16 protein-coding genes are annotated in these 20252 nt (G+C 71.5%); 13 read left to right on the top strand and 3 right to left on the bottom strand.

What is annotated here, in order from left to right; all coding sequences use genetic code 11:
* Positions 1 to 32: 32 nt before the first annotated feature.
* The 4 genes from OG607_RS11670 (at position 33) to OG607_RS11655 (ending at position 5693) form a co-directional block, all read left to right on the top strand.
* The gene (locus OG607_RS11670) at positions 33 to 1646 is read left to right on the top strand and encodes an ATP-binding cassette domain-containing protein (protein WP_405722259.1); all 1614 of its coding nucleotides are present in this window, start codon (positions 33 to 35) and stop codon (positions 1644 to 1646) included.
* A gap of 145 nt (positions 1647 to 1791) precedes the next feature.
* Positions 1792 to 2811: a FadR/GntR family transcriptional regulator gene (locus OG607_RS11665; RefSeq protein ID WP_405722257.1), complete on the top strand. Its 1020-nt coding sequence runs from the start codon at positions 1792 to 1794 to the stop codon at positions 2809 to 2811.
* A 330-nt stretch (positions 2812 to 3141) separates the two neighbouring features.
* Complete coding sequence (locus OG607_RS11660) at positions 3142 to 4698, top strand: RNA polymerase sigma factor (RefSeq protein WP_405722256.1); 1557 nt, start codon at positions 3142 to 3144, stop codon at positions 4696 to 4698.
* Positions 4699 to 4853: 155 nt separating this feature from the next.
* The gene (locus OG607_RS11655; RefSeq protein ID WP_405722254.1) at positions 4854 to 5693 is read left to right on the top strand and encodes a S1 family serine peptidase; all 840 of its coding nucleotides are present in this window, start codon (positions 4854 to 4856) and stop codon (positions 5691 to 5693) included.
* A gap of 111 nt (positions 5694 to 5804) precedes the next feature.
* Here OG607_RS11655 and OG607_RS11650 read toward each other — a convergent pair whose 3' ends face one another.
* A complete protein-coding gene (locus OG607_RS11650; protein WP_329311574.1) occupies positions 5805 to 6038 on the bottom strand; it encodes a hypothetical protein in 234 nt (77 codons plus the stop codon).
* Positions 6039 to 6444: 406 nt separating this feature from the next.
* On the opposite strand from OG607_RS11650, the gene OG607_RS11645 reads away from it, so the two are divergent.
* From OG607_RS11645 to OG607_RS11605, 9 genes are all read left to right on the top strand, one after another.
* Positions 6445 to 8565 (top strand): type IIA DNA topoisomerase subunit B, encoded by a 2121-nt coding sequence (locus tag OG607_RS11645; protein ID WP_405722251.1) that lies wholly within the window; start codon positions 6445 to 6447, stop codon positions 8563 to 8565.
* A gap of 126 nt (positions 8566 to 8691) precedes the next feature.
* Positions 8692 to 9153, top strand: coding sequence for a DUF485 domain-containing protein (locus tag OG607_RS11640; RefSeq protein WP_405722249.1), 462 nt, complete (start codon positions 8692 to 8694; stop codon positions 9151 to 9153).
* Positions 9150 to 10748 carry a cation acetate symporter gene (locus tag OG607_RS11635; RefSeq protein ID WP_405722247.1) on the top strand — a complete coding sequence of 533 codons (1599 nt, stop codon included), beginning with the start codon at positions 9150 to 9152 and terminating at the stop codon, positions 10746 to 10748. The genes OG607_RS11640 and OG607_RS11635 overlap by 4 nt, the downstream gene beginning before the upstream one ends.
* 132 nt (positions 10749 to 10880) lie before the next feature.
* Positions 10881 to 11867, top strand: a complete 987-nt coding sequence (locus tag OG607_RS11630; protein WP_405722245.1) for an ABC transporter permease — start codon at positions 10881 to 10883, stop codon at positions 11865 to 11867.
* Between the two features lie 26 nt (positions 11868 to 11893).
* Positions 11894 to 12979, top strand: a complete 1086-nt coding sequence (locus OG607_RS11625) for a sugar ABC transporter substrate-binding protein (RefSeq protein ID WP_405722243.1) — start codon at positions 11894 to 11896, stop codon at positions 12977 to 12979.
* 1 nt (position 12980) lies between these two features.
* The gene (locus OG607_RS11620) at positions 12981 to 14510 is read left to right on the top strand and encodes a sugar ABC transporter ATP-binding protein (protein ID WP_405722241.1); all 1530 of its coding nucleotides are present in this window, start codon (positions 12981 to 12983) and stop codon (positions 14508 to 14510) included.
* 22 nt (positions 14511 to 14532) lie between these two features.
* Positions 14533 to 15291, top strand: coding sequence for an SDR family NAD(P)-dependent oxidoreductase (locus OG607_RS11615; protein WP_405722239.1), 759 nt, complete (start codon positions 14533 to 14535; stop codon positions 15289 to 15291).
* A 16-nt stretch (positions 15292 to 15307) separates the two neighbouring features.
* Positions 15308 to 16957 (top strand): thiamine pyrophosphate-binding protein, encoded by a 1650-nt coding sequence (locus tag OG607_RS11610; protein ID WP_405722237.1) that lies wholly within the window; start codon positions 15308 to 15310, stop codon positions 16955 to 16957.
* A gap of 86 nt (positions 16958 to 17043) precedes the next feature.
* A complete protein-coding gene (locus OG607_RS11605) occupies positions 17044 to 17775 on the top strand; it encodes an IclR family transcriptional regulator (RefSeq protein WP_405722235.1) in 732 nt (243 codons plus the stop codon).
* Here OG607_RS11605 and OG607_RS11600 read toward each other — a convergent pair.
* Together OG607_RS11600 and OG607_RS11595 are read right to left on the bottom strand one after the other, a co-directional pair.
* Positions 17751 to 18449, bottom strand: coding sequence for a response regulator (locus tag OG607_RS11600; RefSeq protein WP_405722233.1), 699 nt, complete (start codon positions 18447 to 18449; stop codon positions 17751 to 17753). The genes OG607_RS11605 and OG607_RS11600 overlap by 25 nt on opposite strands.
* Positions 18446 to 20044 (bottom strand): ATP-binding protein, encoded by a 1599-nt coding sequence (locus OG607_RS11595; protein ID WP_405722232.1) that lies wholly within the window; start codon positions 20042 to 20044, stop codon positions 18446 to 18448. The genes OG607_RS11600 and OG607_RS11595 overlap by 4 nt, the downstream gene beginning before the upstream one ends.
* Positions 20045 to 20252: the final 208 nt, after the last annotated feature.

Raw genomic sequence — 20252 nt, 5'->3', positions numbered from 1 at the left:
TTCCGGGCGATTCCGGGCGTTATCGTGCGAAGGTGATCCAGGCCATCGGACTGACCAGCATCGCCCGGGGCGACCGGCCGCCCGCCGTCGACGACCTCAGCTTCGAGGCCCGCCCCGGGGAGGTCACCGCCCTGCTCGGCGACAGCGGGGCCGGCAAGTCCACCGCCCTGCGGCTGATGCTCGAACTCGAGGCCGGCCGCGGCGTCACCCTCTTCGACGGCCGCCCCCTCCACCGCCACCCGCACCCCGCCCGCCGGGCCGGCGCACTGCTCGGCGATGTGCCCGGCCACCCCGGCCGCACGGTGCGAGGCCACCTGCGCATGCTGGCCGCCGCCACCGGCGTCCCCGCCACCCGCGCCGAACAGGTCCTGGAGACCGTCGGCCTGACCGGCATGGCCGGCCGGCGCCTCGGCGCCCTCTCGCTCGGCATGGACCGCCGACTGGGCCTGGCCGCCGCCCTCCTCGCCGACCCCGCCGCCCTGCTCCTCGACGACCCCGTCCGCGACCTGTCCCCCCGTGACACCGGCTGGCTGCACGGACTGCTGAAGTCGTACGCCGCCCAGGGCGGCACCGTCCTGGTCACCGGCCGCGACCCCAAGGCGCTCGCCCGCCTCGCCGACCGCGTCGTCACCCTCGACCAAGGACGGCTCGTCGCCGACCAGCCCGCCGCCGAATTCGGCCGCACCCGGCTGCGCCCGTACGTCGCCGTGCGCTCCCCGCACGCCCAGCGCCTCGCCGCTCTGCTCACCCAGGACGGCACCGAGGTGATCAGCGGCAGCGGCAGCCGCATCGCCGTCTACGGCACGACCCCCGCCCAGGTCGGCGAGACCGCCTTCCGCAACGGCATCCTGCTGCACCAGCTCGCCGACGCCACCGCCGACTCCGGCCCGCCCCCCGCCCCGCCCGCGGACCCGTACGACACGATCCCCATGCGGCCCGTCCACGACGCCGTGCCCCCGCCCGGCCCCGTCCGGCCGCTGCGCTACGAACTGCGCCGCCTCACCGGCGTGCGCGCCCCGTGGCTGATCGCCGCAACCACCGCGCTGGTCTCGCTCATCGGCACCCTGGCGCTGCTGCGCGCCGGTCACCCCGCCTCGCTGCGCCTGGCCACCGGCTGGCCGCATCTGCTGCCGCTGCCACCCGCCGCGCTGGGCGCCGGACTGCTCGGGGCGCTCTCCTACGGCCAGGAGTTCCGCTACCCCGCGCTGACCCCGGACCGCTCGGCCATGCCCCGCCAACTCCGGCTGCTCGCCGCCAAACTCGCCGTCAGCGGCGTGGCCGCCCTGCTGCTCGCCGCACTCGCCGCCGGGCTCGGCGCCGCCGCCGTACGCCTCCTCCAGGGCCCCGGCAGCGCCCCCTTCCCGGCCGACCGCCCGGCGCTCGTGGCCGGCTGGGCGGCGCTCACGGTGGGCTGTGCCTGGGCGGGCGTGCTGGCGGCGGGAGTGTTCCGAACGACCGCGCTGGGGATGGCCGGAGTGCTCGCCGTGCCGCTGCTGGTGGCCCCGGCGCTGCGGAAGCTGGCCACTGCCCCGGCGATCGACGCCGTACGGCTGGCCGCCGAACCGGTCCGGTATTCCTTCGTGTTGGCCCTGCTCGCTCTGCTGTGCGCCTATCTGGCCACGGTGTTGAAGGGCCGCGCGGGTTGACCGCGGAGTTGACGGAGAGTCGACCGGCGGTTGACGGAGTCCAACTTGCGGTCAGATAAACCGAAGTGCTCCAGAACCCTGCAAGAAAGCCCATTTCCGTCCGATAAAGCGTCAATTATCAGGTGATGAGCGCTCACCCTTTCGTGTGCTTTTCAGCAAAGCCCTCAAGGCGCCGCGCGCCATCGCCGACAAAGGATGCGTGAGTACCCTTGCGCACACCATGATGACCGCGGCCCGCCCCGCCGACCCCAGCATCGTCGGCCCGGGCGAGCTCGACCGCTACCCGTACGGTGAAGTACCCGCCGTCGACCATCGAGCCGACCATCGAGCGGACCACCGAGTCGACCACCGAGCCGATCACCGGCCGGGCGTCTCGGGGATCCCCTCCTGGGACAGTGCCGACTCCGATCTGGGCCGGGTCGGCCGCCGGGCGGGCGGCAGCCGCGGCCGCGGACTGCACGGCCAACTCGTCCAGCAGCTCGGCCAGATGATCGTCTCCGGCGACCTGGGAGCCGACCGCCCGCTGGTTCCCGAGGAGATCGGCCAGCGTTTCGAGGTCTCCCGCACCGTCGTACGCGAGTCGCTGCGCGTGCTGGAGGCCAAGGGCCTGGTCAGCGCCCGCCCCAACGTCGGCACCCGGGTCCGCCCGGTCAGCGACTGGAATCTGCTCGACCCCGACATCATCGAGTGGCGCGCCTTCGGCCCGCAGCGCGAGGACCAGCGCCGCGAGCTGTTCGAACTGCGCTGGACCATCGAGCCACTCGCCGCCCGGCTCGCCGCCGGACACGGCCGCGAGGACATCCAGCAGCGCCTCGCCGACATGGCGGAGATCATGGGGCACGCCGCCGGCCAGGGCGACTCGCTCACCTTCTCCCGCGCCGACGCCGAATTCCACGCCCTGCTCCTGCAGGTGGCGGGCAACCGCATGCTGGAGCACCTGTCCGGCATCGTCTCGGCCGCCCTCCAGGTCTCCGGCGGACCGGCGATCGGCTGCGAGCGCCCCGGCGACCACTCCGTAGGGCTGCACCAGCGGATCGTGGAGGCCCTCGCCTCCGGCGACGGGGCGGAGGCCGAGTCGTCCATGCGCCAGCTGCTCGCCGTCCACTCCGAGCCCGGCGCCCCGGGCACGCCCGAGCACGTGGTGCCCGCCCCCCGCGAGCACTGACCGCACGACCCGTAAGGCCGTACGCCCCGCACGGGCCCGTAAGGCCCGCACAGCCCGCTCCAGCCGCCGCCGGACCCTTCCCTCCCGGGCCGGCGGCGGAGTCATCCGCGCGGGCATCTGCGCGGGCATCCGCGGAGAGTGTCCGGCTATGGTCGGTTCATGGGGTTCCGGGGTGTGACTGGGGCCACGCGGATGGGGCGTAACGCTCGGACGCGGCAGCGCGATGAGGTTAGAGGTGGCAGCCGCACGAGGAATATCCGCGACATCTATGACGCTGAGTTACTGAGTGGTTCCCACCGTAGTCGTTCCCATCGTTCCGAGAGGTTGTTCGTGTCGGCCAGCACATCCCGTACGCTCCCGCCCGAGATCGCCGAGTCCGAGTCTCTGTTGGCGCTCATCGAGCGGGGTAAGGCTCAGGGTCAGATCGCCGGCGACGACGTGCGTCGAGCCTTCGAAGCGGACCAGATTCCGGCAACCCAGTGGAAGAACGTTCTGCGCAGCCTCAACCAGGTCCTCGACGAGGAGGGTGTGACGCTGATGGTGAGTGCCGCTGAGGCGCCCAAGCGCACCCGTAAGAGCGTCGCAGCCAAGAGCCCGGCGAAGCGTACTGCCACCAAGACCGTCGCCACCAAGGCCGCCCCGGTCAAGAAGACCGTCGCTGCCAAGACCGCCGCGCCCGCGGCGGCCGTGGAGGCGGAGGCCGTGGCGGACGTCGCAGACGAGGCCGCGGCTCCCGCGAAGAAGACCGTCGCCAAGAAGGCGGCGGCAAAGAAGACGACCGCCAAGAAGACCGTGGCGAAGAAGACCACCGCGGCAAAGGGCAAGGACGGCGAGGATGCCGTCGAGGGCGAGGAGCCCCTCGACGACGCCGCGACCGGCAAGGACGAGGAAGGCCCCGACAAGCCCGAGGCCGAGAGCTTCGTCCTGTCCGACGACGACGAGGACGACGCCCCCGCGCAGCAGGTCGCCGCGGCCGGCGCCACCGCCGACCCCGTCAAGGACTACCTCAAGCAGATCGGCAAGGTCCCCCTCCTCAACGCCGAGCAGGAGGTCGAGCTCGCCAAGCGCATCGAGGCCGGCCTGTTCGCCGAGGACAAGCTGGCGGCGGCCGACAAGCTCGCCCCCAAGCTCAAGCGCGAGCTGGAGATCATCGCCGAGGACGGCCGCTGGGCCAAGAACCACCTCCTGGAGGCCAACCTCCGACTGGTGGTCTCGCTGGCCAAGCGCTACACCGGCCGCGGCATGCTCTTCCTGGACCTCATCCAGGAAGGAAACCTGGGCCTGATCCGTGCGGTCGAGAAGTTCGACTACACCAAGGGCTTCAAGTTCTCCACGTACGCGACCTGGTGGATCCGCCAGGCCATCACCCGCGCCATGGCCGACCAGGCCCGCACCATCCGTATCCCGGTGCACATGGTCGAGGTCATCAACAAGCTGGCCCGCGTCCAGCGCCAGATGCTCCAGGACCTGGGCCGCGAGCCCACCCCGGAGGAGCTGGCCAAGGAACTCGACATGACCCCCGAGAAGGTCATCGAGGTCCAGAAGTACGGCCGCGAGCCCATCTCCCTGCACACCCCGCTGGGCGAGGACGGCGACAGCGAGTTCGGCGACCTCATCGAGGACTCCGAGGCCGTCGTCCCGGCCGACGCGGTGAGCTTCACGCTTCTGCAGGAGCAGCTGCACTCGGTGCTCGACACGCTCAGCGAGCGTGAGGCAGGCGTGGTCTCCATGCGCTTCGGCCTCACCGACGGCCAGCCGAAGACGCTGGACGAGATCGGCAAGGTCTACGGGGTCACCCGTGAGCGCATCCGCCAGATCGAGTCCAAGACGATGTCCAAGCTGCGCCACCCCTCGCGCTCCCAGGTCCTTCGGGACTACCTGGACTAGGCCCCGGGGTTTGTACGCCGGTACGGGCCCGTGACCGCCGCTTCTGCGGTAGTCACGGGCCCGTCGGCGTTTCCGGATGCGCCTTGCGCCCGCGTGTATCACTCTGGGTGTTCAGGGAATTGTGCTGGGTCAGATCCCCGGGGTCAGGAGAACGCATGCGGTTCAGGTTTCGGGCACTGCTTTCCGCCGGGGTGCTCGCGCTGCTGCCCGCTCTCGCGATGCCCAGTGCCGCGCATGCGGCACACGCCCCGCATGCCGACGGCGGCATCATCGGCGGCAGCCCGGTCTCGGCCGAGCAGTATCCCTGGACGGTGGCGGTGGCCAGCCGGGCCCGGTTCGGTGCGGCGCGGTCCGGACAGTTCTGCGGAGGCGCCCTCATCGCTCCCACGACGGTGATCAGCGCCGCGCACTGCTTCGGGCAGGCGGCGCTCGGCGGTTCCTGGTCGGACGTACCCGATCTGCGGATCATCTCCGGCCGTACGGATCTGAGCGGTACGGCCGGCCGGGAGATCGCGGTGAAGCGCGTCTGGGTCAATCCGGACTACGACCCGGTGACCAACAGCGGAGATGTGTCAGTCGTCACACTCGCCGAGCCGCTTCCCGCCGGCTCCGCCATCCGCATGGCCGGCCAGGCCGACGCGCAGGACTACCGCGCGGGCACCGCGGCCCGGGTCTTCGGCTGGGGTGATGTCACCGGCTACGGCAGCTACTCGTCCGTTCTGCGGGCGGCGACGGTGAGCGTGCTGGCCGACGCGGTCTGCGAGCGGGCGTACCCGGGCAGCAGCGACGGCACCTACCGGCGTCAGGACATGGTGTGCGCCGGTGACCCGGCGGGCGGGCACGACGCCTGCCAGGGCGACAGCGGAGGCCCGCTGGTCGCGGGCGGCAAGCTGGTCGGGCTGGTCTCCTGGGGCGCGGGCTGCGCCGACCCCGAGCATCCGGGCGTCTACACCCGTGTAGCGGCCGTCACAGGGCTTGTCGCGGCCCACTCGTGAGCACGACGGCCTGTGGGACGCGCGAGCACGCGTACGGGCGGCCCCCCGTGAGGGAGACCGCCCGTACGCACAGAGCTCGTCGCAGGGGACTATTCGTCGGGGCCGTGGCCGTCAGTGTTCGTCGTCGACCGCCAGGGCAGCGGGGGAGTCGGTCAGGCGACCGGTCTCATCCTGTATTTCCGCAGCGATCTTCTTCAGTTCAGGCTCGAACTTACGCCCGTGATGCGCGCAGAAAAGCAGCTCGCCGCCGCTGATCAGAACGACGCGCAGGTAGGCCTGGGCGCCGCAACGGTCGCAGCGGTCTGCCGCCGTCAGCGGGCTTGCGGGGGTCAGAACAGTAGTCACGTCGCCTCTTCTCTAGCTCGACGAGCTGTCGTACCAGGGTCAACATCCAACCAGGCCGAAAACGTTCCCGCTCGTGGCTTTTCCTTGAAAACAGTTCTCGTATGTCTTGGATGCTACCGATTGGCGGCGAATAGGTCTCTGGTGCGCTCGTTGTCGTCTTTAGGTTGATCTGTCCGGTTTCATCCCCCCGGCTGGCTTGCCGGTTGATGATGAGGACGTGCCCGGAGCCTAAATGGTTCATGCCTCTATGGGAACGTGACATGTGTATCACTCGAAAGAGGGATCGAACATGCGATCGAGTGAGGACTAACATGAGGTGGAAACCGGGTCATGGCACAAGCGCTCCACCAGGCCTCGGTACCCTCTCACCGATACGGCTGAAGAACTTCATCGAGGAGACGCCCGCGTGACCGCCGAAACATCCGTGCCGTCCACTGCGCTGCTGACCGGTGCAGATCGTGACGGCTCCAACTACACTGCGCGGCACCTGCTCGTCCTCGAAGGCCTCGAGGCAGTCCGCAAGCGCCCCGGCATGTACATCGGCTCGACCGACAGCCGCGGCCTCATGCACTGCGTCTGGGAGATCATCGACAACGCGGTCGACGAGGCCCTCGGCGGACACTGTGACCGCATCGAGGTGCAGCTCCACCAGGACGGCTCCGTCGAGGTCCGTGACAACGGCCGCGGCATCCCGGTCGACGTCGAGCCCAAGACCGGCCTGTCCGGCATCGAGGTCGTCATGACCAAGCTGCACGCCGGCGGCAAGTTCGGCGGTGGCTCCTACGCCGCCTCCGGCGGTCTGCACGGCGTCGGCGCCTCGGTGGTCAACGCGCTGTCCGCCCGACTCGACGTCGAGGTCGACCGCAGCGGCCAGACCCATGCCATCAGCTTCCGCCGCGGCGTCCCCGGCGTCTTCGCCCAGGCCGGCCCGGAGGGTCCGTTCGATCCCGCGAGCGGCCTGCACAAGACCAAGAAGGTGCCCAGGACCCGTACCGGCACCCGGGTCCGGTACTGGGCCGACCGCCAGATCTTCCTCAAGGACGCCAAGCTCTCCCTGGAGCACCTCCACCAGCGCGCCCGGCAGACCGCCTTCCTCGTGCCGGGCCTGACCATCGTGGTCCGCGACGACCGGGGACTCGACGGGGAGGGATCCGCCGAGGAGACCTTCCGCTTCGACGGCGGCATCAGCGAGTTCTGCGACTACCTCGCCCAGGACAAGCCCATCTGCGACGTCCTGCGGCTCACCGGCACCGGCACCTTCAAGGAGACGGTGCCCGTCCTCGACGACCGCGGGCACATGACCCCCACCGAGGTCACCCGCGAGCTGGGCGTCGACATCGCCCTGCGCTGGGGCACCGGATACGACACCACTCTGCGCTCCTACGTCAACATCATCGCCACCCCCAAGGGCGGCACCCATGTGCGCGGCTTCGAGGGCGCCGTCGCCAGGACGGTGAACGAGGTGCTGCGCACGGCCAAGCTGCTGCGCGTCGCCGAGGACGACATCGTCAAGGACGACGCCCTGGAGGGCATGACCGCAGTCGTCACCGTCCGCCTCGCCGAGCCGCAGTTCGAGGGCCAGACCAAGGAGGTGCTCGGCACCTCGGCCGCCAACCGCATCGTCGCGGCGGTGGTCTCCAGGGAGCTCAAGGCATTCCTGACCTCGACCAAGCGTGACGACAAGCAGCAGGCGCGCGCCGTGCTGGAGAAGGCCGTCGCCGCCGCCCGTACGCGGATCGCCGCCCGGCAGCACAAGGAGGCGCAGCGCCGTAAGACCGCGCTGGAGTCCTCCTCGCTGCCGGCCAAGCTCGCGGACTGCCGCAGTGACGACGTGGACCGCAGTGAACTCTTCATCGTCGAGGGCGATTCGGCGCTGGGCACCGCGAAGCTGGCCAGGAATTCGGAGTTCCAGGCGCTGCTGCCCATTCGCGGAAAGATTCTGAACGTCCAGAAGTCGTCGGTCTCGGACATGCTCAAGAACGCCGAGTGCGGCGCGATCATCCAGGTGATAGGAGCCGGTTCCGGCCGGACCTTCGATATCGACCAGGCGCGGTACGGAAAGGTCATTTTCCTCGCCGACGCCGATGTCGATGGTGCACACATCCGGACTCTTCTGCTCACCCTGTTCCAGCGGTACATGCGGCCGATGATCGAGGAGGGGCGGGTCTTCTCCGCGGTGCCTCCGCTGCACCGCATCGAGCTGAGCAACCCCAGGAAGGGCCAGGACAAGTACATCTACACGTACTCCGACAACGAGCTCCGGCAGACCCTGATGGACCTCCAGCGCCGGAACGTCCGCTACAAGGACAGCATTCAGCGCTACAAGGGCCTCGGCGAGATGGACGCCGACCAGCTCGCGGAGACCACGATGGACCCCCGGCACCGCACACTGCGCCGGATCAACATCAGTGATCTGGACGCCGCGGAAGAGGCGTTCAATCTGCTGATGGGAAATGACGTCGCGCCGCGCAAGGAATTCATCACCAGTTCGGCCGCGACGCTGGATCGTTCGCGTATCGACGCGTGATGAGGTCACGCCCCCCGTTGCGTCACCTGATGGGGTGAACGTTTCGGCTTGAGGTCTCCGGATCTTCCCGCTCTGTCCAATGCTGGGCCCACGGCCGACCACCGGCCGGCGGAGCGAGGAGAGTTTGTGGACGAGCACGACGGAGCCGAGTCCGGAGCGCTCCGGATGGACGACCCCTGGTACGACGCCCACGCGGCGGGGGAGTGGCAGCACGACGCTGCCGCCCCCGTCGCCGTGAGCGTGGACGCGAGCGCGAACCCCACGGAGCACGACGACCCGACGTCGGTCTATCTGGACGTCCAGCACAGCGCCGCCTTCCAGGAAGTGCGGGGCCGCTACCGGGGGTTCGCGTTCCCCGCCGTGGCCGGATTCCTCACCTGGTACCTGCTCTACGTCGTGCTGGCCATGACCGCGCCCGGACTGATGGCCCGCCCGGTGGCCGGCGAGATCAATGTCGCGATGGTGGCCGGGCTGGCCCAGTTCGCCTCGACGTTCCTGCTGACCTGGGCCTACGCGCGGCACGCGCGGCTGCGCCGGGACCGGGCGGCGCTGGACCTGCGCTGGGACACCCAGGAGCGCATCCGGTGACGGGCAATCACCAGGGGCTGGCGCTCCTGCTGTTCACGGCATTCGTGTCCGTGACGCTGGCGATCACCGCGTGGGCCGGGCGGCGGCGCAACTCCTCGGTCGAGTTCTTCGCGGGCGGACGGCTCTTCTCGCCGATGGAGAACGGTTTCGCCATCGCGGGCGACTACATCTCGGCCGGTTCGCTGCTCGGTGTCTCCGGACTGGTCGCCCTCGTGGGATACGACGGGATGCTGTACTGCGTCGGCTTCCTGGTGGGCTTTCTGGTCGTGCTGATGCTGGTCGCGGAACTCGTGCGCAACTGCGGGCGGTTCACCCTCGCCGACGTGCTGTCCGTGCGGATGGGGCAGCGCCCGGTGCGGATCGCGGTCGGGGTGTCCTCGGTCATCGTCTCCGTGATCTACCTGGTCGCCCAGATGGTCGGCGCGGCCAGCCTGGTGAGCCTGCTGCTGGGCGGGCAGGGCGTTGCGGCCCGCACCTGGACCGTGATCGGCGTCGGCGCTCTGATGGTCTTCTACGTCGCCTTCGGCGGGATGCGGGCCACGACCTGGATCCAGATCGTCAAGGCCGTACTGCTCATGCTCGGTTCGATCGGGCTCACCGTGCTCGTCCTGATGCGTTTCCACGGCGACATCGGCGCGCTGCTGCGCTCGGCGGCGGACGGCAGCGGGCACGGCACCCGTTTCCTCGGGCCCGGGCTGAAATACGGCGGCAGCTGGACCTCACGGCTGGACTTCATGAGCCTGGGGCTCGCGTTGGTCCTCGGCACGGCCGGGCTGCCGCACATCCTGTCCCGCTTCTACACCGTGCCGACCGCGCGCTCGGCCCGCCGCTCGGTGGTGTGGGCGATCGGGCTGATCGGCTCCTTCTACCTGATGACGATCGTGCTCGGCTTCGGCGCCGCCGCGGTGGTCGGCTCGGACGCGGTCCGCGGCTCCAACAAGGCCGGGAACACCGCGGTGGCGCTGCTCGCCATGGACCTGGGCGGCGGGGCCGGTTCGACAGGCGGAACGGTTCTGTTCGCGGTGGTCGGAGCGGTGGCCTTCGCCACCATCCTCGCCGTAGTCGCCGGGATCACCCTGGCCTCCTCGGCCTCGGTCGCCCACGACCTGTACGCGTCGCTGCACCGCGCCACCCGGCGCAAGCCCCGGGAGAACGAAGACGTGAAGGTGGCGCGCTTCGCGGCCGTGGGCATCGGCGCGGTGGCCATCACCCTGAGCCTGTTCGCGCAGGGCCAGAATGTCGCCTTCCTGGTCGGCCTGGCCTTCGCGGTGGCAGCCTCCGCCAATCTGCCGGCGCTGCTGTTCACCCTGTTCTGGCGGCGCTTCACCAACCGGGGCGCCGTATGGGCGGTTTACGGCGGCCTGGGCCCGGCGGTGCTGCTGGTCATCCTCTCGCCGGTGGTCTCCGGCAGCCCCGAAGCGCTGTTCCCCGGCGTCGACTTCCAATTCTTCCCGCTGCAGAACCCGGGCCTGGTCTCCATCCCGCTGGGCTTCCTGGCCGGCTGGCTCGGCACCGTACTGTCGCCCGAGCCCGCCGACGAGGGCAAGCACGCCGAGGCGGAGGTCCGCTCGCTGACGGGGGCCGGCGCGGTGTGACGGTACGCCGTATAACCGTTCGGCCAACCGTTCCATGTCATGGAATGGCCGCGTTGCCGCCGCGGTATGCGGGCCCGATGCTGTGCCGACGGCGGAGAAGGCGGGAGCCCGCAGGCCATGCAATTGTCATCGGTGACAGCATCGCTCAAGCGCGACGGAAGGCCGTCGGCGCTGCGCCATCTGCTGCGGGACGAGACCGGGGTGGCCGCCGTCCTGGTGCTGCTGGTCCTCGCGGTCGGGATCGCGTACCCGGACTTCATGGACCGCTCCAACCTCACCAGCACCGCCCACAACGCCTCGTACGTGGGTCTGATGGCCGCCGGCATGGTCTTCGCCCTGGCCATGCGCGAAGTCGACCTGTCGGTGGGCGGTGTGTACGCCCTGGGGATGACCGTCGGCGCGGTGTGCGTCCGGGACGGCTGGTCGCCCTGGGCGGCGGCGGTGGCCGTACTGGCAATGTCGGCCGCGCTCGGCGCGGGCAACGCCGTCATCGCGACCTATCTGGGTCTGCCCACCTTCATCACCACGCTGGCCACCGCGATGCTCTTCCGGGGCATCGCCCTGGCGCTGGCCGAGGGCAAGCAGATCAGCGGCATGCCGCAGGACCACGCCTTCTTCCGGGTCGTGGGCGGTGACATCGGCGGACTGCCGACCGCCGTATGGGTGCTGATCGCCGCGACCGCGGGCCTCGCCGTGCTGCTCACCCGCACCCGCTTCGGCGCGCAGGTCAGGGCGGTGGGCTCCAACCCGGACGCCGCGCACTTCACCGGCCTGCCGATCGTGCGCACCCGGATCAAGGCGATGGCGCTGTCCGCGTCGATGGCGGGGCTGGCCGCGGTCCTCGCGCTGGCCTTCTTCATCTCCGGTGACCCGACCATCGGCCAGGGCTACGAACTGAGCGCCATCGCCGCCGCGATCATCGGCGGCACCCCGCTCGCGGGCGGCCGGGGCTCGGTGCCCGGGGCGGTGATCGGGGCGCTGATCCTGGCGACCGTGGCGTCGGCCCTGGTGTTCTTCAGCGTGCCCATCAACTGGACGACGTTCGCGACCGGAGCGGTGATCCTCGCCGCCGTCGCCGCCGACAGCGCGCTGCGCCGCCTGCGCGAGCGGCCCAACTGACCTGACCCATCCACCTGGAGGGCACCATGGCTCAACCCGCACGGCCGGGCCCCACCCGGAGGCTCATCCTGATGGCCGGAGCGGCCGCACCGCTCGGGCTGGCCGTCGCCTGCGGCGACGACAACTCCTCGGGAGGCGGCAAGGGCGGCACCCTGCACATGGGCATAGCCGTCGCCAACATCGGCCTCAACTTCGCCGTGGAGATGGTGAACGGCGCGAAGTCCGCCGTCGGCCACCTGGGCGGTGTGGACCTCAAGGCCGTCGGCCCGGCCAGCACCGACGGCCCGGCGGAGGTGACGCTGTTCCAGAACCTGACGCACACCTCCAAGGACGGCATCATCCTTTTCAACCTCGATCCGCCGCTGTTCGTACGCCCCGCCGCCACCGCCGTCGACTCGGGCATCCCGGTGGTGGCGCTGGACACCGCCCCGCTGGACGGCAGCAAGATCACCTTCTACGTCGGCAACGACAACTACGAACTGGGCGCCAAGCTCGCCGAGGAGGCCATCAAGCGCCTCCCGGCCAGTCCCACCGGCTCGGTCGTCGTGGGCGTCCCCAACCCCGGCACCCCGGTCCTGGACAGCCGGGCCAACGGCATCAAGGACACCTTCGCCAAGAAGGCCCCTGGCGTGAAGGTGCTGGGCCCCTACCAGACGTACAGCGACCCGGCGCAGAACTTCGGGGCGTGGCAGAGCCAGGTGCACGCCAACCCCAAGGCGCTGGCCTTCCTCGGTGTCGGCGACGCCGACAGCTACAACCTAGGCAAGATCAAGGAGGCGGAGAACGGCAGCTACCTGGTCGCCGCCGCCGACGTGGACGCCAAGACACTCCAGTACGTCAAGAGCGGCGCGAACTTCTGCACCGTGTCCCCGGAGCACTTCCTCAAGGGCTATGTCTGCACAGCCCTGTTCGTGGACGCACTCAAGAAGGGCAAGGACCTGCCCAAGGGCTGGTTCAAGACCCCGAGCCTGGTCGTCGACAAGTCCAACGTGGACGAGGTGATCGCCCGGCAGAAGAGCACCACGGCGGCGTACGACTTCTTCAAGAGCCAGATCGACAGCCTGCTCGCCAGCCCAGACAGCAGCATCAAGCCGCTGAAGGACCAGCGCTGACATGCCCCCTCCTCCCCCCGTGCTGGCCGCCCGCGGCCTGGTCAAGGCCTACGGCGGCGTGCTCGCCCTCGACGGTGCGGGCATCGCCCTGGCCGCCGGTGAGGTGCACGCGCTGGCCGGGGAGAACGGCGCGGGCAAGTCCACGCTGGTCAGGATGCTGCTCGGCATCGAGCGGCCCGACGCGGGCGCCGTCGAACTCCAGGGCGCGCCACTGCCCTTCGCCGGCGCCCGCAAGGCCGCGGCGGCGGGCATCGCGGTCGTCGCCCAGGAGCTCAGCCTGTTCCCCGACCTGTCCGTCATGGAGAACCTCTTCCCGTACGGGCCGCCGCGCCGGGCCGGACTCACCAGCCCGGCCCGCGCCCGCGACAAGGCCCGGGCCGTCCTCGACGAGCTCGGCCTGTCCGGCATCCCCTGGCGCTCCCCGCTCGGCCGCCTCGACCTCGCCGACCAGCAACTCGTCGAGATCAGCCGGGCGCTGCTGGAGCGGCCACGCGTCCTGATCCTCGACGAGCCCACCTCCGCCCTGCCCGTCGACGCCGTCGAACGGCTCTTCACAGTCATCCGCCGGCTGGTGGGCCAGGGCCTCGCCGTGCTCTACATCTCGCACTTCCTGGAAGAGGTGCGCAGCCTCGCCGACCGGATCAGCGTGCTGCGCGACGGCCGCAACGTCATGGACGGCACCCCGGTCGCCCAGGTCCCGCTGGACGTCCTGGTCGAGGCGATGCTGGGCGACACCCCCGACACCCCCGAAACGGCTGCCGTGCCCGCGGACACCCCCGCCCCCGCGCGGGCACGGCAGCTCAGCTTCCACAAGGTCAGCCTCGGCCGCCGCCTGCACGAGATCAGCTTCGACGCCCCCGCCGGTCGGATCACCGGCTTCGCCGGGCTCCAGGGCGCCGGGCATCTGGCCGCCCTGGAGGTGGTGTGCGGCCGGGCCCGGCCGTCGTCGGGCGTGGTGACGCTGCCCGGCGGCGAGCCGCCGCCGCGCGACGTGCGCAGGGCGGTGCGGGCCGGAGTGGCCTTCGTGCCGAGCGACCGCAAACGCTACGGCCTGATGCTGGACCGCACTGTCTGGGAGAACACCTCCGCCGTCTCCTGGCTCGCGCGCGGCGAGGGCTCGCCCTGGCTCAACCGGGGCCGGCACATCGCACGCGCCACTGCGCATGCCGAGCGGCTGCGGCTGCACGGCGACGCGCGCACGCCGGTTTCCGAGCTGTCCGGGGGCAACCAGCAGAAGGTCGTCTTCGCCAAGTGGCTGGACATCGAGCCGCAGGTGGTCGTCCTCGACGACCCGACACGCGGCGTCGACATCGGGGCGCGGGCCGAGATGCACGGGATCGTACGGGAGCTGAGGGCGGCCGGGAAGGCCGTCCTGGTGGCCTCGACCGACCTGGCCGAACTGGTGGAGCTGTGCGACCGCGTGCTGGTCTTCCAGCGCGGCCGGATCGTGGCGGAGCTGTCCGCGCCCGAACTGACCGAACGGGACCTGAGTCTCGCGATGAACGCAGGCTTCGCCGGAACCACCACCTAAACCACGCAAGGGAGCGGACAGCATGGGACGCCTCGACGGGAAGGTCGCCCTGATCACCGGCGGCGAGAGCGGTATCGGCCTCGCCACCGCACGCCTGTTCGCGGCGGAGGGCGCGCTGGTGCACCTGGTGGGCCTGGACGAGGCCGCGCTGCGCGAGGCGGCCACCTCCCTCGGCGCAGGGCGCTGCGTCGCCTCGATCGCCGACGTCACCAACGGCGCGCAGGTGGCGGCGGCCGTCGAGGAGGGCCTGGCCCGCTTCGGGCGGCTGGACGTGGTCTTCAGCAACGCAGGGATCAGCGGCGAGGTCGCGGCCATCGAGGACTACCCCGAGGAGGCCTTCCGACGGGTCCTGGACGTCCACGCCGTCGGCGCCTTCCTGGTCCTCAAGCACACCTTCCCGCACCTCGGCCCCGGCGCCTCCGTGATCATCAACTCCTCGGTCGTCGGCCTCACCGCCGACCCCGGCATCAGCGGCTACGCCACCGCCAAGCACGCGCAGGTCGGCCTGATGCGGGTCGCGGCCCGCGAGGCCGCCGCCCGCGGCATCCGAGTCAACAGCATCCATCCCGGGCCCACCGACACCCCCTTCATGCACCGCCTGGAGACCGCCGCGACCGGCGAGAGCGCGGAGCGCGCGGCGAAGGTCTTCGACGCGGAGATTCCGCTGGGGCGGCACGCGACGCCGGAGGAGATCGCACGGACGGTGCTCTACCTGGCGGGGGACGAGTCGAGTTTCACGACGGGAGCCACGATCGCGGTGGACGGCGGCATGAGCGTATGAGCGGGGACAGGCTGATATGACAACCGCACTGCGGGCCCTGCTAGAGATCCTGGACGACGAGGGCGTCGACCGGGTCTTCGGCAATCCCGGCACCACGGAACTGCCCTTCCTCGACGCGCTCGCCGACCGGGCCGTCCCCGAATACGTCCTCGGAGTGCAGGAGGCCTCCGTCGTCGCCATGGCGGACGGCTACGCCCGCGCGACCCACCGCCCGGCCTTCGTGAGCCTGCATGTCGCGGCAGGCACGGCGAACGGGCTGATCGGCATGCTCAACGCCCGCCGTTCGCGTACGCCGATGGTGGTCGTCGCGGGGCAGCAGGACCAACGGCACATGCTGCAGGACCCGATGCTGTCGGGCGACCTCGTGGCGCTCGCGGCGGGGGCGGCCAAGCATGCGCAGGAGGTGCACCGCCCGCAGGATCTGCCCGTGGTGCTGCGCAGGGCCTTCGCGCTGGCGCAGCGGCCGCCGCAGGGGCCGGTGTTCGTGTCGGTGCCGATGGACGTGCTGATGGACGGGGCGCCGGTGGAGGTGCCCGTCCGGTCGCCGATGGCGCCGGCGGGCGCGGCCCAGGACCTCGACCGGGCGGCGGCGCTGCTCGCGCGGGCGGAGCGGCCGGCGATCGTGGCGGGCGACGGGGTCGGGCGGGACGGCGCGGTGGCGGCGCTGGTGCAGGTGGCGGAGGCGCTGGGGGCGGTGACGTACCACCAGCCGATGAACGACTGCCTGGACTTCCCGGGCGGGCACCCGCTGTACGCGGGCCCGCTGCCGCCGGTCAACGCGGGGATCCACAAGGAGCTGACCGGCTATGACGCGCTGCTGATCGCCGGCTGCCGGGCCTTCACGCCGCACCACTACAGCGCGGGCCCGCCGGTCCCCGACGGCCTCACGGTCGTCCAGCTCGACACCGACCCCGCCGAGCCCGGCCGTAACTTCCCCGTCGCGCTGGGCCTCACCGGGCCGCTGGACGCCTCTCTCGCCTCGCTCGCCGGGCATCTGCGCCTGCAGGTCCCCGAGCGAACCGCCCGGCGGCGTACCAAGGAGGCGGCGTCGCGGCACGCCACGGAGCGCGCCGCCCTCGATCTCGCGGCGCTGGCCGCCTACGGCCGGGCCCCGCTCGACCCGCTCGCCGCCGCCCATGCGCTGGCCGCCGCCCTGCCGGACGACGCGGTCCTGGTCGAGGAGGCCATCACGGTGGGGGTGCAGCTGCGCCGCGTCCTGCGCCGGGACATGCCGGGCGGCTTCGTCCACACCGTCGGCGGCGGCCTCGGCTGGGGCATCGGCGCCGCCGTGGGGCACCGGCTCGGGGCGCCGGACCGGCCGGTGGTGGCGGTGCTGGGCGACGGCTGCGCCATGTTCGGGCTGCAGGGGCTGTGGACGGCGGCCCGCATGCGCGTGCCGGTGCTGTTCGTGGTCATGGCCAACGGCGAGTACCGGACCCTGAAGGACACCCTGGACACTCTCGACGGTCTCGACGGCCGCTCCGCCGCCCTGCACCGCTACACCGGCCTGGACCTGGGGGAGCTGGACTGGCGCGACGCGGCCCGTTTCTTCGGCATCCCGGCGCTGCGGGTCGGCACGACGGACGAACTCGGCGCCGCCGTCGGCGCGGTGGCCGCGCTCGACGGGCCGCTGCTGGTCGAGGTTCCCTTGCGGGGACACCCGTGAGCGACCAGGATGCGGGCATGACGGGGCCAGGCACAGGAGCAGGGCCAGGCACAGGAGCAGGGCCGGCACAAGGGGCGGGACAGTCCATGCTGGCGCGCGGATCCGCGTTGCTGCACGCCTTCGGCGCCGGCGAGGACGAGGTGCCGCTGGCCACCCTCGCCGCCCGGACCGGCCTGCCCAAACCCACCGTCCACCGGCTCCTCGGCCAGCTCGCCGACCTGGGACTGGTCGAGCGCGGCGACTGCGGCGGCTACCGGCTCGGCCTCACCCTGTTCGAACTGGGCCAGCGCGTCCCGTACCGGCGGCTGCGCGAGCAGGCGCTGCCGTACCTGGAGGAGATGTACGAGGCCACGCACGAGAATGTGCACTTGGCCGTCGTCGAGGGCACCGACTCGCTCTTCCTGGACAAGCTCACCGGCCACCGCTCCATGCGCATCCCCACCCAGCCCGGGGCCCGGCTGCCCGCCTACTGCACCGCGACCGGCAAGGCGCTGCTGGCGTACGGTCCCGACTGCGGGCTCAGCGCCGTGCTGGGCCAGGGCCTGCGTCGCCGTACCCCGCGCACGATCGTGCTGCCCCGCCTCCTCCAGGAGGACCTGGTACGCACCCGGGCCCGCGGATACGCCGTCAACTGGGAGGAGGCCGAAGTGGGCGTATCGGCCATCGCCGCGCCCGTGTTCGGCCCCAGCGGGGCCCATCCAGTCGCCGCGATCTCCGTCACCGGCGCCACGCGGGGCCTGAGCCTGGACCGCATCGCGCCGGTGGTGTGCGCGGCGGCCCGGGCGCTGTCGCATCAGCTCGCGCGGGCCCAGGCGTAACGGTGCTCGGGGCGGCCGGTGTCGCCGTACTTGAGGGTGAGGCTGATCCGGCCCGCGCGCTCCAGGTACTTGAGATAGCGCTGGGCGGTGGAGCGGCTGATCCCGGCCCGCTCGGCGACCTCGTGGGCGGACAGCGGGTGGTCGGCCTCGTTGAGGACCCGGCGGATGAGGTCGGCGGTGGGCGCGGAATGGCCCTTGGGCAGGCCCGCGGTCGGTGAGGCCTCCGCCGTGCGCAGCGCGGAGAAGATCCGGTCGACCTGCTCCTGCCCGGCCTCGCCCCGGCCGCCGCCGACGCCGTCGAGGGTGCGGCGCAGGGCTGCGTACGCGTCGAGCTTCGCGCGCAGGCCGCCGAAGCTGAACGGCTTGACGAGATACTGCAGGGCTCCGTAGCGCATCGCCGCCTGGACGGTCGCGACATCGCGGGCCGCCGTCACCATGATCACGTCGGCGGAGTGGCCCAGCTGCCGCATGCGCCGCACCAGGGTCAGGCCGGTCTCGTCCGGCAGGTAGTGGTCGAGCAGCACGAGGTCGATGTGCATGCGCTCCAGCGTGGCCAGCGCCTGCGCGGCGGTGTGCGCGCGGGCGGTGACGCGGAAGCCGGGGATCCTGGCCACGTACGCGGCGTTGATCTCGGCCACCCGGAAGTCGTCGTCCACGACCAGGACGTCGATCATCGTGACTCTCCCATTGCCGTGAGTTCGCGTGACGTCAGCGCCTCGGGCAGTACGACGGTGAAGACCGCGCCGCCGCCCGCGCGGGCGGTGACCCGGGCCATTCCGCCGTACCGCTCGGCCAGCCTGCGCACGAGCGCCAGGCCCAGGCCCCGGCCGCGATGCGCAGGGGGCGCTTTGGTGGACCAGCCCTCGGTGAAAACCAGCTCGCGCATGCCGGGCGGCACTCCGGGGCCGTTGTCGCTGACCCGGAGCACCGCCGTGGTGCCCTCGGCGAGCAGCTCGACCTCCACGAAGGTGGCGACGTCCAGAGCGTTGTCGATCAGGTTGCCCAGTACGGTCACCAGGTCGCGCGGGTCCACCACCTGGTCCGGCAGCAGCGTGTCGGGGGAGATCCGCAGGGATGCGCCGCGCTCGGCCGCGATGGCCGACTTGCCGACCAGCAGCGCGGACAGCAGCGGGTCGTGGACCCGCTCGGCGATCTGCTCGGCCGAGGCCCGGTGGCCGTCGGCGACCTCGGCGACGAATTCCACGGCCTCGTCGTGCAGGCCCAGTTCCAGCAGTCCGAGGAGGGTGTGCAGACGGTTGGCGTGCTCGTGGTCCTGCGCGCGCAGCGCGTCGAGCAGGCCGTGCGTGGAGTCCAGCTCACGGCCGAGCAGCTCCAGCTCGGTGCGGTCGCGCAGGGTGGCCACCGCCCCGCCGTCGGCGGTCGGCATCCGGTTGGCGACCAGCACTCTTCCGCCGCTGACGGTGAGCAGATCGGCGCCGTCGACCCGGCCGGCCAGGACGTCGGTCGTACGGCCCGGGGGCAGCACCTCGTCGAGGTCGCGCCCGTCGGCGTCGGGGCCCAGGCCGAGCAGCCGCTGGGCCTCGTCGTTGACCAGCCGGATCCTGCCCCGGGCGTCGAGGGCGACGACGCCCTCGCGGATGCCGTGCAGCATCGCCTCGCGCTCGTCGAGCAGCGAGGAGATGTCGGCGAAGGCCAGCCCGTGGGTGCGCCGCTGGAGCCGGCGGGAGACCCCGAAGGCGGCCAGGACACCGACGGCCAGGGCCGCGCCCGCGTAGAGCAGCAGGCTGGGCACCGTACGCAGCAGCTGCGCGCGCACGCTGTCGTACGCGATGCCCACCGAGACCGCGCCGACGATCTTCCCGGTGTCGTCGCGCAGCGGCACCTTCGCACGGGCCGAGGGGCCCAGGGTGCCGCGGTCGATGTCCATGACCTCCTGGCCGGACAGGGCGGCGCTGGGGTCGGTGGAGACGGTCCTGCCGATCTCGGAGACGGTGGGGTGCGACCAGCGCACATGGTGGGTGTTGAGGACCACGATGTACAGCGCGTGGGTGGCCAGCCGGATCCGCTCGGCCTCGGCCTGCACGGGGCCGTCGGCGCTGGGCTTCGTGGTGGTCAGCTCGCGGGCGAGGCCGGGCTCGGCGGCGGTGGTCTCGGCGATGGCCAGGGCCCGGCGCATCGCCTGGTCGTCGAGCTGGGCGCTGAGCGGGGCGAGGAAGAGCCCGGTGGCGAGCATGATCACCCCGGTGGTGGTGGCCAGCTGCACCAGCAGGACCTGGGCGAAGACACGGCGGGGCCAGCGGATCCGCATGCGGTCACCTCGCCTCTCGCCGGTTGCATCTCGCCCGTTCGGAACATACCGCTCCGTTTTGCCTCGCTGTGAACGCAACGTAAACGCCCGCAGGGGCCTTGCCCAGACCTCGTAGCGCATTCGTTGTGCTACGGCGAGCAAAACGAGCAGAACAGCCGCCTGTGGGCACAAGCCGGAGTTGTGACCGCAAGGCTGCCGCTGTGGCCCG

This window comes from Streptomyces sp. NBC_01537 (assembly GCF_045040445.1).
In the GTDB taxonomy this organism is placed as follows: domain Bacteria; phylum Actinomycetota; class Actinomycetes; order Streptomycetales; family Streptomycetaceae; genus Actinacidiphila.
The sequence above is the reverse complement of the archived record's forward strand: the minus strand, read 5'-3'. Positions and strand labels throughout refer to the sequence as shown.

Bases quoted from the DNA above. Each gene is read 5' to 3' on its own strand.
- OG607_RS11655 (WP_405722254.1), top strand. From the start codon at position 4,854: ATGCGGTTCAGGTTTCGGGCACTGCTTTCCGCCGGGGTGCTCGCGCTG.
- OG607_RS11625 (WP_405722243.1), top strand. From the start codon at position 11,894: ATGGCTCAACCCGCACGGCCGGGCCCCACCCGGAGGCTCATCCTGATG.
- OG607_RS11620 (WP_405722241.1), top strand. From the start codon at position 12,981: ATGCCCCCTCCTCCCCCCGTGCTGGCCGCCCGCGGCCTGGTCAAGGCC.
- OG607_RS11615 (WP_405722239.1), top strand. From the start codon at position 14,533: ATGGGACGCCTCGACGGGAAGGTCGCCCTGATCACCGGCGGCGAGAGC.
- OG607_RS11610 (WP_405722237.1), top strand. From the start codon at position 15,308: ATGACAACCGCACTGCGGGCCCTGCTAGAGATCCTGGACGACGAGGGC.
- OG607_RS11605 (WP_405722235.1), top strand. From the start codon at position 17,044: ATGCTGGCGCGCGGATCCGCGTTGCTGCACGCCTTCGGCGCCGGCGAG.
- OG607_RS11600 (WP_405722233.1), bottom strand. From the start codon at position 18,449: ATGATCGACGTCCTGGTCGTGGACGACGACTTCCGGGTGGCCGAGATC.
- OG607_RS11595 (WP_405722232.1), bottom strand. From the start codon at position 20,044: ATGCGGATCCGCTGGCCCCGCCGTGTCTTCGCCCAGGTCCTGCTGGTG.